The sequence below is a fragment of the Streptomyces sp. NPDC001407 genome (genome assembly GCF_042895325.1).
Lineage (GTDB): Bacteria > Actinomycetota > Actinomycetes > Streptomycetales > Streptomycetaceae > Streptomyces.
In genome coordinates this window covers 17,619-33,737 of sequence record NZ_JBIAWF010000007.1, presented here as the reverse complement: position 1 = coordinate 33,737, position 16,119 = coordinate 17,619, and the positions used below count along the sequence as shown (strand labels likewise).

At 74.1% G+C, this 16,119-nt stretch carries 15 protein-coding genes and 1 pseudogene; 6 read left to right on the top strand and 10 right to left on the bottom strand.

Translation table 11 applies throughout. The features are described 5' to 3' along the window. Positions 1-31: 31 nt before the first annotated feature. Positions 32-1,873 (bottom strand): lasso peptide isopeptide bond-forming cyclase, encoded by a 1,842-nt coding sequence (locus ACFY1P_RS12450; protein WP_390750592.1) that lies wholly within the window; start codon positions 1,871-1,873, stop codon positions 32-34. A 23-nt stretch (positions 1,874-1,896) separates the two neighbouring features. Next, positions 1,897-2,007 carry a keywimysin-related RiPP gene (locus ACFY1P_RS12445; protein WP_390750591.1) on the bottom strand — a complete coding sequence of 37 codons (111 nt, stop codon included), beginning with the start codon at positions 2,005-2,007 and terminating at the stop codon, positions 1,897-1,899. A gap of 313 nt (positions 2,008-2,320) precedes the next feature. Here ACFY1P_RS12445 and ACFY1P_RS12440 point away from each other — a divergent pair, with 313 nt between their 5' ends. Together ACFY1P_RS12440 and ACFY1P_RS12435 are read left to right on the top strand one after the other, a co-directional pair. Continuing rightward, on the top strand, positions 2,321-4,372 hold the full coding sequence (locus tag ACFY1P_RS12440; RefSeq protein WP_390750590.1) for a prolyl oligopeptidase family serine peptidase: 2,052 nt from the start codon (positions 2,321-2,323) through the stop codon (positions 4,370-4,372). 60 nt (positions 4,373-4,432) lie between these two features. After that, complete coding sequence (locus tag ACFY1P_RS12435) at positions 4,433-4,939, top strand: Rieske (2Fe-2S) protein (RefSeq protein WP_361524083.1); 507 nt, start codon at positions 4,433-4,435, stop codon at positions 4,937-4,939. Here the strand turns inward: ACFY1P_RS12435 and ACFY1P_RS12430 are convergent, their stop codons facing one another. Next, positions 4,940-5,593, bottom strand: coding sequence for a cysteine hydrolase (locus tag ACFY1P_RS12430; protein WP_361524086.1), 654 nt, complete (start codon positions 5,591-5,593; stop codon positions 4,940-4,942). A 133-nt stretch (positions 5,594-5,726) separates the two neighbouring features. Between ACFY1P_RS12430 and ACFY1P_RS12425 the strand changes: the two genes are divergently transcribed. Then, positions 5,727-6,194 (top strand): pyridoxamine 5'-phosphate oxidase family protein, encoded by a 468-nt coding sequence (locus ACFY1P_RS12425; protein ID WP_361524089.1) that lies wholly within the window; start codon positions 5,727-5,729, stop codon positions 6,192-6,194. Between the two features lie 170 nt (positions 6,195-6,364). Here ACFY1P_RS12425 and ACFY1P_RS12420 read toward each other — a convergent pair whose 3' ends face one another. Beyond that, the gene (locus ACFY1P_RS12420) at positions 6,365-7,270 is read right to left on the bottom strand and encodes a LysR family transcriptional regulator (RefSeq protein WP_390750589.1); all 906 of its coding nucleotides are present in this window, start codon (positions 7,268-7,270) and stop codon (positions 6,365-6,367) included. Positions 7,271-7,344: 74 nt separating this feature from the next. Here ACFY1P_RS12420 and ACFY1P_RS12415 point away from each other — a divergent pair, with 74 nt between their 5' ends. Further along, positions 7,345-8,352: a DMT family transporter gene (locus ACFY1P_RS12415; RefSeq protein ID WP_361524095.1), complete on the top strand. Its 1,008-nt coding sequence runs from the start codon at positions 7,345-7,347 to the stop codon at positions 8,350-8,352. Between the two features lie 19 nt (positions 8,353-8,371). On the opposite strand, the gene ACFY1P_RS12410 is transcribed toward ACFY1P_RS12415, so the two are convergent. Continuing rightward, complete coding sequence (locus ACFY1P_RS12410) at positions 8,372-9,679, bottom strand: aminotransferase class I/II-fold pyridoxal phosphate-dependent enzyme (protein ID WP_390750588.1); 1,308 nt, start codon at positions 9,677-9,679, stop codon at positions 8,372-8,374. 35 nt (positions 9,680-9,714) lie between these two features. Between ACFY1P_RS12410 and ACFY1P_RS12405 the strand changes: the two genes are divergently transcribed. Next, a complete protein-coding gene (locus ACFY1P_RS12405; RefSeq protein WP_390750587.1) occupies positions 9,715-10,458 on the top strand; it encodes a pyridoxamine 5'-phosphate oxidase family protein in 744 nt (247 codons plus the stop codon). Here ACFY1P_RS12405 and ACFY1P_RS12400 read toward each other — a convergent pair. The 4 genes and pseudogenes from ACFY1P_RS12400 to ACFY1P_RS12385 form a co-directional block, all read right to left on the bottom strand. Beyond that, positions 10,445-11,461 (bottom strand): DMT family transporter, encoded by a 1,017-nt coding sequence (locus ACFY1P_RS12400; protein ID WP_390750586.1) that lies wholly within the window; start codon positions 11,459-11,461, stop codon positions 10,445-10,447. The genes ACFY1P_RS12405 and ACFY1P_RS12400 overlap by 14 nt on opposite strands. Positions 11,462-11,622: 161 nt before the next feature. After that, positions 11,623-12,616, bottom strand: a pseudogene (locus ACFY1P_RS12395) (DMT family transporter). 12 nt (positions 12,617-12,628) lie between these two features. After that, entirely contained in the window at positions 12,629-13,198 is a 570-nt protein-coding gene (locus ACFY1P_RS12390; RefSeq protein ID WP_390750585.1) for a Clp protease N-terminal domain-containing protein, read from the bottom strand. A 154-nt stretch (positions 13,199-13,352) separates the two neighbouring features. Continuing rightward, on the bottom strand, positions 13,353-13,961 hold the full coding sequence (locus ACFY1P_RS12385) for a PadR family transcriptional regulator (RefSeq protein WP_361524113.1): 609 nt from the start codon (positions 13,959-13,961) through the stop codon (positions 13,353-13,355). Positions 13,962-14,096: 135 nt separating this feature from the next. Between ACFY1P_RS12385 and ACFY1P_RS12380 the strand changes: the two genes are divergently transcribed. Next, the gene (locus ACFY1P_RS12380; RefSeq protein ID WP_361524115.1) at positions 14,097-14,912 is read left to right on the top strand and encodes a PhzF family phenazine biosynthesis protein; all 816 of its coding nucleotides are present in this window, start codon (positions 14,097-14,099) and stop codon (positions 14,910-14,912) included. A gap of 299 nt (positions 14,913-15,211) precedes the next feature. Here the strand turns inward: ACFY1P_RS12380 and ACFY1P_RS12375 are convergent, their stop codons facing one another. Beyond that, entirely contained in the window at positions 15,212-16,048 is an 837-nt protein-coding gene (locus tag ACFY1P_RS12375; RefSeq protein WP_390750584.1) for a CPBP family intramembrane glutamic endopeptidase, read from the bottom strand. Between the last annotated feature and the right edge of the window lie 71 nt (positions 16,049-16,119).

Below are 16,119 nucleotides of genomic sequence, written 5' to 3'. Positions count from 1 at the left end.
CGGCGTGCTTCTTCGTGCTTCTCTGGGCTTCTCACGAACCGGTGCCACGGGTCAGGCTCCGCAGCCACACCTCGCAGGCGATGGTGGAGTAGAGGATCGCGTCCTTCAGACCGGGGGCGTTCGGGCGCTGGGCCAAGGCGCACAGGGCGTCCCGGTCGACCAGCCCCATCCGGGCCAGTTGGGAGTCCTCCCACAGGGCCAGCAGGTCACCGCGGTGCTCGCGCAGCCCGTCGGCGGCGTCCATCGACGCCTGGGCCTTGCTGGTGCGGCGCAGGGACTCGTCGGGGACGATGCCGCGCATCGCCGCGGTCAGCAGGGGTTTGTACGCCCAGGGGGTGACCCGGTCGGCGGGCCGGACGGCCAGGGACGCCTCGATGACCCGGTCGTCGAAGAACGGCGAGGCCATGGGCAGGCCCGCGCGGCAGGCCATGGCGTCCCACTGGCGGACGATGCGCGTGCAGGTGCGGATGGCCGACAGGTCGGTGTGCAGGCCGCGGTCGGGGTGCAGCGGCCGGGCGCCGGCCGCCGCGTCGGTCAGGGCGTCACGGGCGAGGGCGGCGGCCTCGTCGGTGACCCAGTCGAACAGCCGGGGTGCGGCCGTCCAGCCCAGCGTCCCGGCGACCGGCACCGGAAGGGGGTCCCGCAGGCCGGCGGCGGCGCCGGCGAGCCAGCGGTGGTACGGCCGGGAGTCGGCCAGCGCCCGCACCATGCCGGACAGCGGCCAGTCGAAGAGGACCTTGAAGCCGCGCAGCCGGCCCAGCGCGAACAGCGGCCTGCGGCGCAGCAGTCGGTGGTAGTACCCCTCCGAGCACCAGGCGACGTGGTCGCCGCCGATGCCGGTCAGGTGCATCCGGCTGCCGCGGTCCCGCAGGCCGGGCAGGTGGTGCAGCACCCGGGCGCGGTCCATCACGCCGATGGTGGGCTCGTCCATGGGGTCGTCGATGTCCAGCAGGTCGGTGTAGACCAGCGGGGAGGCGTGGGCGTCCCAGACGACGTGCTCCACCTCGGGCAGGTGCCCGGCGGCGCGCTTGGCCCACTCCAGGTCGTCGTCGGCCGGATCGCGGCCCGGCCAGGTGCTCGCCACGACGCGTGCGGGGGAACGGTCGGCCAGGAAGCACACGGACGTCGAGTCCAGGCCCCCCGACAGGTCGCAGCTGACGACGCCGCCCTGCCGGGTGCGGGCGCCGACCGCCGCGGTGAGCGCCTCCCGTACCGCCGGCGCGCCGTCCGCGAGGGGGCGCACCGGTTCGGGCGGGGTCCACCAACGGGACGTACGGGTGCCGCGTCCGTCGGCGGAAAGGTACAGGGCCTCGCCCGGGGGCACGGCGCTGACGCCTTGCCAGACGGACGTCTCGTAGAGGGGGTGGGGGACGGGCCACAGCAGGCGGACGGCCAGTTCGCGACGGTCGGGACCCGCTCCGGCGGCCTCGGCGAGGAGCCGGGCGTCGGTGGCGGCCACGTGGACACCCTCGAGGGATGTGTGGAAGACCAGGCGCAGGCCGGAGGCCGTGCCCTGGGCCCTGATCCTTCCGTCGAGGGAGGCCACCAGGTGGAAGCTGCCGGGCAGGGCGCGGGCGAGGCAGTCGAGTCCGTCGAGTCCGGTCAGCCGCTCGGCGTGGCGCCGGAGTGTGCCGGCGTCCACGGGGCAGCAGCCCAGTACGGCGAGGGCGGCCCGCCGGGTGGTGACGGCGACGCACTCGTCATCCGGCCAGTGGCCGACGATCCAGGGCCTGCCGGAGGGGTGGTCGAGGGTGCGGATTCCGGAGTGGCTGGGCAGAGCGCGGGCCGCGGCCCGCGCGCCCTCACAGTCCGGCAGGACCGTGAAGTACGCGCTGCCGCGACCCGCCTCCGCACGATCATGCGGTGACGACATGGCGTGCGATCAGCTGCCCTGCCTCAGTTCTTGCTGAGGATCAGACGGTCGTTGCCCTTGAATTCGAGCAGACCGGTCTCGGTGCGGAAGTCGCCGCGCCGGACGAGGGAAGGGGCTTCGTACGTCTTCTTCATGAGCTTCTCCTCATTCACTGGGAGCGGGAACCAGCCCTGCGACAGACGTATCTCCGCCTGAGGCAGAGAGGTTTGCTGCTACGGAGAATGTAGCAACGACCCCCGCCGGTAGGACAATACGCTCATGTGCGTATCCATAAGGACGATCGCACACATATCCACAGCACCGGTTTTCGGCCACCATTCCGCTTTCCGTTCGCGGAACGAATCGGCCGCGGCTGGCGGTGACTTGGCCGCGCCCTGCCCCCAGGCCACTGCGGGACGAGCGGAATTCGGTCGCCGTCGCAGGCCGCCCCCTGTCAGGGTGCCCGCCATGGACATCTCCGCCTTCCCTCGCCGTTTCGCTCTCAGCCGGCGCTTCTCGCTCGGCGCCCCGGCCCGCTTCACCGTCTCCCCCGACGGCCGCCGCGTCGTGTTCACGCGCACGCGCGGCGGCCTGGATCCGCTCGGCGAGCTGTGGCTGTACGCGGACGGACGGGAACGGCTGCTCGCCTCGCCGGAGATGGCGGACGGCCCGATACCGGAGGCGGAGCGGATCCGGCGCGAGCGGGCCCGTGAACGCACCGAAGGCATCGTGTCGTACGCGACGGACCGGGACGTACGCCTTGTCGTCCACACCGTGGGCGGTGCCCTCCACGCGGTCCGTACGTCGGGCGGGCCGTCCTTCCCCCTGCCGGCCGCGGGCCCCGCGGTGGATGCCCGGCCCTCCCCTGACGGCCGTCACGTCGCCTATGTCAGCGAGGGCGCGCTGCGCGTGATGGCCTTGGACGGCACGGAGCGGCTGTGTCTCGCGCCGGAGGCGCCCGAGGTCACCTACGGCCTGGCCGAGCACGCCGCCGCCGAGTCGATGGGCCGGCGGCGCGGGTACTGGTGGGCACCCGACGGCAGCGCCCTCCTCGTCGCCCGTGTGGACCCCACACCCATGCCCCTGTGGCACCTCGGCGACCCGGCCGACCCGGCGAAGCCGCCCCGGGCGTTCCGCTATCCGGCGGCGGGCACCGCCAACGCCGAGGTCACCCTCCACGCGGTGAGTCTGGACGGCGGGCGCACGGAAGTGCTGTGGGAGCGCGCGGAGTTCGAGTATCTGGCCACGGCTCACTGGGACGCCCACGGCCCGGTGATCAGCGTGCAGAGCCGCGACCAGCGGCTGTCGCGCGTGCTGGCCGTCGATCCGGCCACGGGCGCGACCCGGCCGCTGTGGCAGCGGCAGGACCCGGCGTGGGTCGAGCTGGTGCCGGGCACCCCGGCCCGTACGGCCTCCGGCACACCGGTCGCCCCCTGGGAGAAGGACGGCACCAGAGGGCTGGAGGTCGGTGACTACCGCACGCCGGACGGGCTCCAGCTAGCCGAGGTGCTCGGGACGGACCGCGAGCGGGTCCTGTTCACCGCCTGGGACGGGCCGTTCGAGCGGCATGTGTACTCCTACGAGCCGGAGACCGGCCTCACCCGGCTGAGCCGGCAGCCCGGGGTGCACACGGCGGCCATGGGCGGGCCCACCGTGGTGCTCGACAGTCAGACCCCGAACGGGCACACGGTGACGGTCCTCCGCGACGGCGAGCCGGTGGGCACGCTCCGTTCCCTGGTCGCCGATCCCCTGGTCGTACCGCGCCCGGAGTTCCTGACGCTCGGCGGACGGGAGCTGCCCGGCACGCTCTTCCTGCCGTCCTGGCACGAGCCCGGCACGCGAAAGCTGCCGGTGCTGCTGTTCCCGTACTCCGGGCCGGGGTTGCGGCTGGCCGTGCGGGCGCGCACGTGGGCGGCGTGCGTGGCGCAGTGGTTCGCCGAGCAGGGCTTCGCCGTGCTCACGGTCGACGGCCGGGGGACACCGGGGCGGGGGCCGGTGTGGGAGAAGGCGGTCCACGGCGACCAGCTGACGCCCGTGCTGGAGGACCAGATCGACGGGTTGCGGGCCGCCGCCGCGCACTGCCCGGACCTGGACCTGGGGCGGGTGGGCATCCGGGGCTGGTCGTTCGGCGGCACGCTGGCGGCGGCCGCGGTGCTCAGGCACCCGGAGGTCTTCCACGCGGCGGTCTCCGGCGCGGCCCCGAGCGACCAGCGGCTGTACGACACGCACTGGAAGGAGCGGTTCCTCGGCCACCCGAACGAGCAACCGGAGAATTACGCCCGCTCGTCGACGATCCATGACGCGCCGCTGCTGCGCAGGCCTCTGCTACTGGTCCACGGCATGGCGGACGACAACGTGGCCGCGGCCCACACGCTGCGGATGTCGGCGGCGCTGCTGGCGGCGGGCCGGCCGCACTCGGTGCTGCCGCTGTCCGGCGCGACTCATATGGCGGGCGGTGGCACGGCCGGGCAGTTGCTGCTGTTCGAGCTGAACTTCCTGAGAAACGCTCTGGGTGGTTGAACACCGGTGCCGCCGGTTCCGTATGACTTCGAGGAAACCGACAACCCCAGAGGAGCGAACATGACGCATACGTCACCGGTCCGGCCCGGCGCGAGCCGTCGTACCGTCGTCGCGGCCGCCGGAGCCTCCGGCCTCGCGGCCGTGCTCGCGGCGTGCGGCTCGGACGACAGCTCGGGCGACAAGAAGACCGCCCCGGCACCGGCATCCTCCGAAGCGCCCGGCGCCTCGGGGACGTCGGCGAGCGCTCCCGAGGCCTCCACCGCTCCCCCCTCGGGAGCGGCCGGGGCCCTGGCGAGGACCGCCGACATCCCCGTGGGCGGCGGGAAGGTCTTCCCGGACACCAAGGTGGTGGTGACCCAGCCCGCGAAGGGCGAGTTCAAGGCGTTCTCGGCGGTCTGCACGCACGAGGGCTGCCTGGTGCGCGACATCTCGGGCGGCACCATCAACTGCCCGTGCCACGGCAGCAAGTTCAGCGCCGAGGACGGCAGCGTGCGGCACGGCCCGGCGCACAAGCCCCTGACCGCGGAGCGGGTCACGGTGCGGGGGGACACGATCCATCTGGCGTGATCAGTCCGTGCGGCGGGGGCGGTGCCACTCGCGCAGCAGCTCCTCGGTGGTGGTGAGGGTGGCGACGAGCGCGAGGGTGTGCCGGATCATCGCCGCCGTGTAGTCGGCGGGCACGCCGGCGATGGCGTCGGTGGGCACGACGGCGGTGTAGCCGAGGTTGACGGCGTCGAAGGCGGCGTTGGGGATCGCGACGTTCGCCGAGACGCCGGTGATCACGAGGGTGCGGCAGCCGAGGTTGCGCAGCAGCGCGTCGAGGCCCGTACCGGCCAGCGGCGAGAGCCCGTGCAGCCGCCGTACGACGAGGTCCGCGTCACCGACCGGTATCGGGTCGGCGACGCGGACTGCCGTGCTGCCGGCCAACTGCCGTACGGGCAGCCGCTCGGCGGCGCGCAGGAGCGGCGCGTTGCGCCCGGCACCTCGGCCGTCGGGGCGCCGCTCGGCGAGGGCGTGCACGACCTGGATGTCCGCGGCGTGGGCGGCGGCCACGAGACGGGCGACGCGGCCGAGGGCACCGGAGGTACGGGCGGCCGCGGCGAGCTCGGGCAGGGCGCTGTCGGGCCCTATGACGCCGCGCTGGCATTCCACGGTGAGCAACACGGTCTCGGACGGCACGGCGGGCTCCCTTGCGGCAGGCGAGGTCGGATGGGTGCTCACGCGATTCTCCCCGCTGCCGCGCGGTTCCGCCGGAAAAGCGGACCCGCGGGATCAGGGCCGCCGGCCATTGCGCGCTACGGCGGTGAGCCGCAAGCTTTCTGGCGGACAGTCAGCAACGCGAAGGGGCAGACACATGGCCATCGCCCAACGCCGGGGCCGCCGCGTCATGATGACGCGCGCCGAGCTGGACACCTTCCTCATGGAACAGCGCACCTGCCGGGTGGCGACACTCGGACCCCAGGGGCGTCCTCACGTCACTCCCCTGTGGTTCGTCTGGGACGGTCACGCCCTCTGGCTGTACTCCCTCGTGCGCAGCCGCCGCTGGGCCGAGCTCCGGCGCGACGCCCGCACGGCAGCGGTGGTCGACGACGGCGAGGCGTACGGAGAGCTGCGCGGGGCCGAGCTCACCGGGACAGCCGAATTCGTCGGCGAGGCACCCCGGACCGGGCTGCCGTGCCCCGGACTCGACGCCCCGGAGGCCCTGTTCGCCGCGAAATACTTCGGCCTTCCGGCCATGCCGCACGACGGCCGCCACGCCTGGCTGCGGCTGGTCCCGGCGACGCTGACGTCCTGGGACTTCCGCAAGCTGCCGCACAGCTGACCGGGGATCCCGGGGCAGAGCGCCCGTCCCTGAGCGGGCTTGACGAAGTCCGGTGCGGTTCGGCAGCGCCCCGAAGGGGCGCGGGGCTGCGTCGGTGTGCGGCTCCGCCGCGCGGGCGCGACCAGCCACGAACCACCCGCAGATGACTCACCGGACTTCCAGCGGAGCGCTCAGGCGGAGACCTTCTCCCCCGCCGCGCGCAACGCGTCGACGGCCGCGCGGATCGAGGGCCTGCGGTCGGCGTCGGCGCGCCAGACCGCGTAGACGTGGCGGCGCATCGTGTGGCGGACGGGCAGCACGCGCACGCCTTCCGGCACCGGTCCCCGGCCGAGGCGGGGCGCGATGCCCACCCCGAGCCCGGCCGCGATCAGCGCGAGCTGGGTGGGGTGTTCCTCGGCCATGTGGGAGATGCGGGGCTCGACGCCCTTGCCGCGCAGCGTGAGCATCAGCCAGTCGTGGCAGAACTCGCCGTCGGGCCAGGAGATCCATTCGTCGTCGGCGAACTCCTCCAGCTCCACCTCCCGCCGGCCGGCGAGCGGGTGGCCGACCGGCACGGCGACATCGGCGGGGTCGTCGAGGAGGGGCGCCTTGGCCAGGCCCTCCGGCATGGGCAGCGGCTTGTTGTACCAGTCGAGGACGACCGCGAGATCGATGTCGCCGCGCACCACGCGCGGCACCGCGCTGTCCGGGTCCATCTCCGTCAGCCGCGCCCGCAGCTGGGGGTGGGCCTCGCGCAGTCCGGCGAGCGCGGCCGGGAAGAGGCCGCGGGCCGCGGTGGGGAAGGCGCCTACCAGCAGTTCGCCGACGGCCTGGCCGCGCCGGGCCTCCAGGTCGGCCTGGGCGAGCTCGACCTGGGAGAGGATGCGCGAGGCGTGGTCGGCGAGCAGTCGTCCGGCGTCGGTGAGGCGCACGCCGCGGCCCTGCTTGGCCAGGAGTTGCTGGCCGGTCTCCCGCTCCAGCTTGGCGAGCTGCTGCGACACGGCGGAGGTCGTCACGTGCAGTCCGTCCGCGGCGCCGCTGACGGAGCCGTGGCGGGCGACGGCGCTGAGGGTGCGCAGGCGGTCCAGGTTCAACATATAAGCGATGCTACGCGATAGTGACCATTTTTATTTGCTTGTTCTAATCCGTTGTCTCGATCATTGTTGTGCACATGCGCACCGTGACCACCACTCCCGCCTCCTCCACGCCCACGTCCTCCGCACCTTCGACCGCGGACTCGCCGCCCGCGGCGGCTTCGAACAGCGCGGCTGCCGGCCAACGGGGCCGGCCCACCGTGGACTGGAGGATCCGGTTCGGCGCGCTCGCCGTCATCTGGGGGTGCAGCTTCCTCTTCATCAAGGTGGGCACCGACGGCTTCGCGCCGCTCTACGTCTCGCTCGGCCGCATGCTGTTCGGCACGGCCGTGCTCGGCGTGGCGCTGGCCGTCAAGCGGGAGCGGCTGCCGCGCGGCGTCCGCACCTGGGGCCACCTCACGGTGGCCGCGTTCCTGCTCAACGCGCTGCCGTTCACGCTGTTCGCGTACGCCGAGCTGAGCATCCCCTCCACGCTCGCGGGCATCTGCAACGCCACGACCCCGCTCTGGGGCATGGTGCTCTCCCTCGTCGCCCTCTCCGAGGACCGGCCCACCCGCCGCCGCTTCGCCGGACTGGGCATCGGCTTCCTCGGCGTGCTGACCGTGCTCGGCGCCTGGCAGGGCTTCTCCGGCCAGGACCCGGCGGGCACCGTGATGGCACTGATCGCCTCGGCCTGCTACGCGATCGGCTGGATCTACGTGCGCCGCACCCTCTCCTCCACCGGTGCCTCCCACCTGTCGATGGCCGGCGGCCAGCTCCTCCTCGGCACCGTCCAACTCGCCGTCGTGGCCCCGCTGGTCAGCCCCCTGCCGACCTCCTTCCCCGCCGTGTCCGTGCTGGCGGTCTTCGCGCTCGGCGCGCTGGGCACCGGCATCGCCTTCCTCGTGCAGTACGGCCTGGTGGCCGAGGTGGGCCCCACGACCGCGACGCTGACGACGTACTTCACCCCGGTCGTCGCCACGGTGGTGGGCGTCGCCGTCCTCGGTGAGCGGCTCTCCTGGAACACACCGGTCGGCGCGGTCATCGTGCTCGCCGGCGCGGCGCTCACCCAGAGCAAGCCCAGGCGGAAGGCCGAGCAGGGCTGAGCCCGAGGGCACGGGCACCTCAGTCGTAACGCCCGTAGTACCCCGCCCCGACCGGCCCTATGTCGTCCATGGACAGCGGGGAGACGGTCAGCCGCACGGCCGGGGGCGACGCGAGGCGGAAGCGGGCGCCGGGCGCCACCGCCCAGCCCGCGTGCAGCAGGCGCGCCACCGCCGCCGTCTCGTCGGGCACCGGCAGCCAGACATTCATCCCGCTCCGCCCGTACGCCGTGACGCCGCGCTCGCGCAGCGCCGCGACGAGCGCCTCCCTGCGCCGCCCGTACGACGCGGCGACCGCCGCCAGGTCCACCGCGCCGCTTCGCGACAGATGGGCTACGGCGTCCTGGAGGAGATGGCTGACCCACCCGGGCCCGAGGCGCTGCCGCCCGCGCACCCGGTCCACGGTGACGGCGTCCCCGGTGAGCGTCGCGAGCCGCAGGTCCGGGCCGTACGCCTTGGCGGCCGAGCGGACGACGACCCAGTGGTCGGTGGCGCCGGCCAGCGGCCGCAGCGGCAGGTCGACGATGCCGTGGCCATGGTCGTCCTCGATCAGCAGGACCTGTGGGTGGCCCGCGAGGACGGCGCGCAGCTCACGCGCGCGTGCCGCGCCGATCACCGCGCCCGTGGGGTTCTGCGCCCGGTCGGTGACGACCAGGGCCCGCGCGCCCTGGCGCAGCGCGCGGTCGGTATCCTCCGGCAGCGGGCCGTCGTCGTCGACGCGCACGGGGACGGGCCGCAGCCCGAGCGCCGGGACGAGGTCGAGCAGGCTGCCCCAGCCCGGGTCCTCCACCGCGACGGCGTCACCGGGCCGCAGGTGCGCGACGAGCGCGCGCTCCATGGCGTCGAGCGCGCCCGAGGTGACCGCGACCGGCCCCTCCGGCACCCCGTCGGCGGTGAAGGCGGCGCGTGCCATGCGCTCCAGCTCGGTGTCCACCGCGGGCTCGCCGTAGAGCACCGGGCGCTCGGCGCTGCGGGCGGCCGCGGCGGCGAGCGCCGCGCCGAGCGGGGGCAGCAGCGCGGGGTCGGGGTTGCCCGTGGAGACGTCCCGCACGCCTTCGGGCGCCTCCACGCGGATGAGCTCGCGCGAGGTGCTGGCCGGGCGGTGGCGCACCCGGCTGCCCCGGCGCCCGGCCGTCTCGATCACGCCCCGGTCACGCAGGAGGCGGTAGGCGGCCCCGACCGTATTGGGGTTGACGTCGAGCTGCACGGCCAACTCGCGGATGGGCGGCAGCAGTTCGCCGGGCGCGAGCAGCCCGGCCCCCACGGCCCGCTCCACGCTCGTGGAAATGTCCGCGGCACGGCGTCCTTCGATCCGATACTCTCCTAGCACAATACCCAGTATGCACTAGTGCAATGGAGTCCGCCATGGCAATTCCCGTCGACCCGGCCCTGTCCGCCGCATCCGCGACGCCTGACGCTCCCGCCCCGACCGCCCCGTCCGCCCCGCACGACCGGGGTTCGTACGAGCCCACCGAGCGGACCACGCCGACCCGCTACCGCGACCGCGCCTCCTACGACCGGGAGCAGGTCCACGCGATCCTCGACGCGGGCAGCGTCTGCCACCTCGGCTTCCTGCGAGACGGCGCCCCCGCGGTCCTGCCGACGCTCTACGGCCGGATCGGCGACCGCCTCTACGTGCACGGCTCCACCGGCTCGCGCCCCATGCGGGACGCGAGCCGGGAGGAGGAGGCCGGCATGCCGGTCTGTCTGACCGTCACCCACCTCGACGGCCTGGTCCTGGCCCGCTCCGCCTTCCACCACTCCCTCAACTACCGCTCGGTCGTGGTGCACGGCACGGCCCGGCCGGTGACGGAGGAGGGCGAGCTCCGCGCCGCCCTCGACGCCCTCGTGGACCAGGTCGTCCCGGGCCGGTCCGCGGACTCCCGCCCGCCGACGGCCAAGGAGCTCGCGGCGACGGCCGTCCTGCGCGTCGACCTCACGGAGGTGTCCGCGAAGATCCGCTCCGCCGGCCCCTCGGACGAGGCGGAGGATCTGGCCCTCCCGCACTGGAGCGGTGTCGTCCCCGTGACCACCACCTACGGCACGCCGGTGCCGGCCGACGACCTGGCGCCGGGCATACCGGTGCCCGCCTACGTCACCGCGCTCTGACCGGTCCGGGCACCACCGGGGCGCGCGTCTCGGCGACGGCCAGCCCCGCGACCGCGCACAGCAGCACCGCCGTGCCCAGCGCGGTCGCGGCGGTCAGCCGTTCCCCGAGCAGCAGCACCGCGACCACCGCGGCCGTGACCGGCTCCAGGAGGGTGATCACGGTGACGGTGGTGGCCCGTACGACGGCCAGGCCCGCGAAGAACAGCGCGTAGGCGAGCGCGGTCGGCACGCTCACCAGATACGCCGTCATCGCCAGCGTGCCGCCCAGCTCACGGGTGTGCGGCCACAGGCCCTCGGCCGCCGCGAGCGGCAGCAGGCACGCCGCGCTGACCGCGAAGGACGTCAGCGTCGTGGTGAACGGGTCGTGGGCGCGCCCGGTGCGTCCCACGTGGCGGCCGTGCACGGTGACGACGGCGTAACCGGCGGCCGAGAGCAGCGCCAGCCCCACGCCGGCGGGGCGCACCGCGCCCGTACCGTCGTTGCCGAGCAGCAGCACGGCCAGCCCGGCGAAGACGCCGGACACCGCCAGCCGACCGCCCGCGCCGAGCCGTTCACCCATGAACAGCCGCCCGCCCAGCGCGGCGAGCACCGGAGCGGCGCCCAGCGTGACCACGGTGCCGACGGTGACACCGGTCGCGTCCACCGCCGCGAAGTAGGCGGCCTGGAAGACGGTGAGCCCGAGGCCCGTGACGAGCAGCCGCGCGCACCGGCTCGGCAGCGGCTCGTACGGCCGGGCGGGGCGCGCCGCTCCCGTACGGCGCGGCATCAACGCCCGGAACGCCAGCAGGAGTACGAGGCCGCCAGCCGTGCGCCAGAAGGTGAGGGCCACCGGCCCGAGCCCGCTGGCACGCATGATCAGGTCGGCGCAGGGGCCCGTGGTCCCCCAGGAGGTGGCCGCGAAGGCGACGTACAGAAGCCCCCGGCCGACGGGAAGCCGGCCGGCGGGGCGGGGTGGCGTGCCCGAGGAAGGGCATGACGGAAGAGAGGAAGGGGCGGATCGCATGACTGGTTCTCCCGCGGAAGACATGAGGTGATCGCGTGGTCCCTGTGCGGGCAGCGGCGATCCGCCCGGGGGTGGTGACACCCCGGGCCCGGTCCTCCGGGAGCGGCCGCCCGCGCTAGGCGGCGGGAGGCGGCAGAACGGTCATCGGCATGATCGACACCCTATGCGGGCCTGGATCCGCCGGACAACTCCCTTTCGGCGGCGGCCGGTACGCCCTCGCCACGGGCCACCGGCTCCGGCGCGGGCGCCTTGGGTGTCGAGCTCTGCGCGATGAAGGCACCCAGCAGCACTACGGCCCCGCCCACCGTCTGCGGCAGGGAGAGCTTCTCGCCCAGCAGCACCCAGGCCAGCACGATGGCGACGACGGCCTCCAAACACGCGACCACACCGGCCACTTGGGGCGACAGCCGCCGCACGGCGAGCACGCCGGTGAGGTAGGCGGCGACGGTGGCGATCAGCACGATCCAGGCGAGCAGCAGCACGGCGGGCACCCGGGTCCCGTCCATCTCCGCCGAACCGGCCAGCACGGCCCAGTCCATGCCCCAGGGGCGCGCGACGACGGTCACGACGGCGGCGCCGACGAGGAGCCCGTAGGTGATGACACCGACCGGATCGGCGGGCCGGTCGCCGCCGGAACCGTGGTCCGCCAGCACGAAATAGCCCGACCTGGCAGCAGGCGGCGCCGAAGGCGAAGACGAGCCCCAGCACGTCGAAGCCCAGCCCCGACCACACCTCCACCACACAGGCGAGGCCACCCACGGCGAGCACGACCCCCACGGCCGCGGCCCGGCTCACCGGGCGCCGCTGGACGAAGCGCACCCAGCCGAGCAGCAGCGCCGGGCCGAGGTATTCGATGAGCAGCGCGACGCCCACGGGGATGCGGGAGATGGCCGCGAAGTAGCACGCCTGCACGCCCGCGACGCCCAGCAGGCCGAAGCCGACGAGCAGCGCGGGACGCCGGGCCACCAGGGCGCGGTGCCGCCAGGCGACGGGCAGCAGCACCAGCGCGGCCCCGGCCACCCTCAGCCATACGACGTGCAGCGGGTCGAGGCCCGCCTGGATCAACGGCTTGGCCGCGACACCGGATCCGCCGTACGCGAGCGCCGAGACCACGGCCAGGCCGAGTCCGGCGCTTCTCCCCCGAGACGTCTGCATGCGAGCAGCATGTCAGCCGCCGACAGGACTGTCACCCTTTTCGCTCATGACAGTTGGCGTCTCGAAGCCGGCGACCGCGTCGAGCCGCGCGGCGAGCGGGCCGGTGTCGACCCCGGCCCGGCCCAGCACTTCCGCGGCCCGGCAGCCGTGGTCGCGGGCGAGCACGGCGAGCAGGTCCACCCCTTCCGCCCGCTCCGCGCCCCGCGCACGGGCGCGGGAAACCGCGCCCTCCATCGCGGCGGCGGCAGCGGGTGACCACTCCGGCGACCGGCCCGCCGGGAAGAGAGGCAGCGCGCCGGAGTCCTCGGCCGCGCCGCTCCAGCGCAGGCCGTAGCCGATGGTCCGCTGGACGAGATAGCCGAGCAGCCGTACGACGGTGTCCGCGCCGCTCCCGTCCAGCGCCCGCCGCACCTCGGGGTCGGCCTCCAGCAGCGTGTGCAGCAGGTGGGCGGTGTCGATCTGGCGGTCGGCGTCGCGCACGGCACGCCTGCGGGCACCCGCGGCGGCCGAGGCCAGCTCGGCGCTGAACAGGCTCGCGCAGGCGGAGTCGGCCGGTCCGCTGTCACATGTACGGCTTTGCACCCTTCCACCCCACCAGGAACGCGCCGTGAGAGCATCCCCGGCGGGAAGCATTCGCGCATCCGACGAGAGGTGGGCACGGGCGGCGGGCGCCTCCTCCTTGAGGAGGACGGCGGGTGCCGGCGCCTCGGGGCACCCGCCGCCCGTGCTCGTCGGCTCAGCCCTCTTCGGCGAGGATCAGATAGAGCTTCTTGCGCGACTCGTTGATGACCTCCAGCGCCTTCTCGCGCTGCTCCTTGCTGCCGGTCCGCCAGACCTGGCCGAAGGCTTCCATCAGCCCGAAGCCCGCCTGCCGGATCTCCTGCGCCGCCTCCCGGTCGAACCCCCGGCCGACCTCTTCCCATGGCGTCGGCGAAGCCGTGTCCGCCTCGGCGCGGCCCGCCTCGGTGAGCGTGAACAGCTTCTTGCCGCCCTCGCTCGCACTCTCGATCAGGCCCTCGTCCTCGAGCATCTGGAGCGTCGGGTAGACGGATCCGGGGCTCGGCTTCCAGCCGCCGCCGGTGCGCTCGGCGATCTCCTGGATCATCTCGTAGCCGTGCATCGGCCGGTCCTTCAGCAGCGCCAGGATCGACGCGCGCACATCGCCGCGCCGGGCCCTGCCGCCCGGACCGCCGCCGCGCCCGCGCCCCCACGGCCCGCCGCCGCCGAACGGCGGACCGCCGAAGCCGGGGCCGAAGGGCCCGAAGGCGGCGCGCCGCCCCTCGAAGTCGCCCGCACCGTGCCGCCGATGCGCGTCACGGTGTTCGTGTCCTTGTGAACGCCACATGACGTTCCTCCCATCGTTGATCGGTCGCGATACCTCAACGATATATCGGAAACGAACGAACGACAACGTCTTTCCGGTCCAGTTCCCGGGCATTGGCTCTGGCCTGCGGCTTCGCGGGACTTCTACCGTCGCGCCATGCGGATACGAATCGTCGACGCCTTCACGGACCGCCCCTTCGCCGGGAACCCGGCCGGGGTCCTCCTCTTCGACACCGACGCCTTCCCCGACGACGCCCGGCTCCAGCGGATCGCCGCCGAGGTCAACCTCTCCGAGACCGCGTTCGCCCGCCGGCTGCCGGAGGGCGGCGACGCGGACTGGGCGCTGCGCTGGTTCACCCCGGCCGCGGAGGTCGACATGTGCGGCCACGCCACGCTCGCCACCGCCCACGTCCTGCACACGACGGGCGCCGCCACCGGCACGGTCCGCTTCTCCGCCCGCTGCGGGATCCTCACCGCGACCGCGCACGAGGACGGCTCGATCACCCTGGACTTCCCGACCTCGCCGCTCGTCCCCACCGCCGTCCCCGACGGTGTCGCGGCCGCCCTGGGCGCCGAGCCGCTCGGCACTCACGACACAGGCCCGCACGTGGGCGACCTCCTGGTGGAGCTCGCCGACGAGCGGACCGTACGCGCGCTGACCCCCGACACGGCGGCGCTCGGCCGGCACTCCCGCCGGGGCATCATCGCCACCGCCGCGGCCGAGGACCCCTCATCCGGCTACGACTACGTCTCGCGCTGCTTCTTCCCCAACGTCGGCATCGCCGAGGACCCGGTCACGGGCAGCGCACACACCGCCCTGGCCCCCTTCTGGTCCGCCCGCCTGGGCCGCGACGACCTGACGGGCCTCCAGGCCTCCACACGCACGGGCCTCGTACGCACGTCGGTACGCGGCGACCGCACACTTCTGACGGGTAGAGCGGTAACGGTCATCGAGGGCGAACTGCTCGCCTGAAGAACCCCGGCCGATCAGCCCGCTGGGGGCACCCCCGGACGGAGTCTGGGGGAGGTAGCGGGGGGATTTGAGGCCGCCCGCCGCAACCCGCACCATCCAGCCCGTCCGGCGTTTGAGGACGCGCCCGCTGGGGGCACCTCCCAGCGGTAGCTGGGGGAGCTCCCGCCGCAGGCGGCGAACCGGCCCGCAGCCGGGGGTCTGGGGCACGAGCCCCAGTTTCGGGAAGGGGCGGGGTAGGGGAACAAAGCGCCGCAGGCGCACACAACCCGCACCCGGAAGCGCCCCCGGCATCCACTCGGTCAAGCCGTAGGCAACCACCCCACCCGCCCCGCCAGCACCGCATAGCCAACAAAAGCCACAACATCGATCAGCGCATGCGCGGCGACCAACGGCCCCACCCGCCCCCAGCGCCGATAGAGAAGCACGAAGACCACGCCCATCACCATGTTCCCGACGAACCCGCCGATCCCCTGGTACAGGTGGTACGAGCCGCGCAGCACCGCGCTCACCGCCAGGGCGGCCATCGGCGTCCAGCCGAGCTGCCCGAGCCTGCGCAGGAGGTAGCCGACGACCACGACCTCCTCCAGCACCGCGTTCTGCACGGCGGAGGCGACCAGGACCGGCAGCTTCCACCACACGTCGGGCAGGGACTCGGGCACCACCGTCAGGTTGAAGCCCGCGGCCCGTACACCGAGGTAGAACAGCAGCCCGGTGCCGCCGATGGCCGCGGCGACCGCCGTGCCCCGGGCCAGGTCCGGGCCGGGGCGCCGCCGGTCGAAGCCGATGGCCCGCAGGCCCGCGCCCTCGCGGAGCAGCAGATGGGCGACGAGGAAGACGGGCACCAGCGCGGTCGCGATGCCAAAGACCTGCCAGGCGAGGTCCAGCCAGGGGCGGCCGGGGGCGTGCGAGGCGTTGAGGCGGGCGGCCTGTTCCTTCAGGCCACCGGGCCGGGTGGCCGCGCCGACGAAGCTGATCAGCGCGGACACGGCACTGGCCCCGAGCGACAGGGCCAGGACGAGGAGGGTCTCGTTGCCCAGCAGCCGGCGGGCGGCCGCCTCGGGCGCCGGCAGCGTGCCGCCTTCGTCCCGCACGTTCTGCGGCACAACCGCCTCCACCTTGGGTGTCCCCTGCGTCATGGGCCCCAAGCTTGTCAAACGCCGGACGGGCTGGAAAATCCAGGCCGCCGTCGGGGGCGGAGGCGGGGACA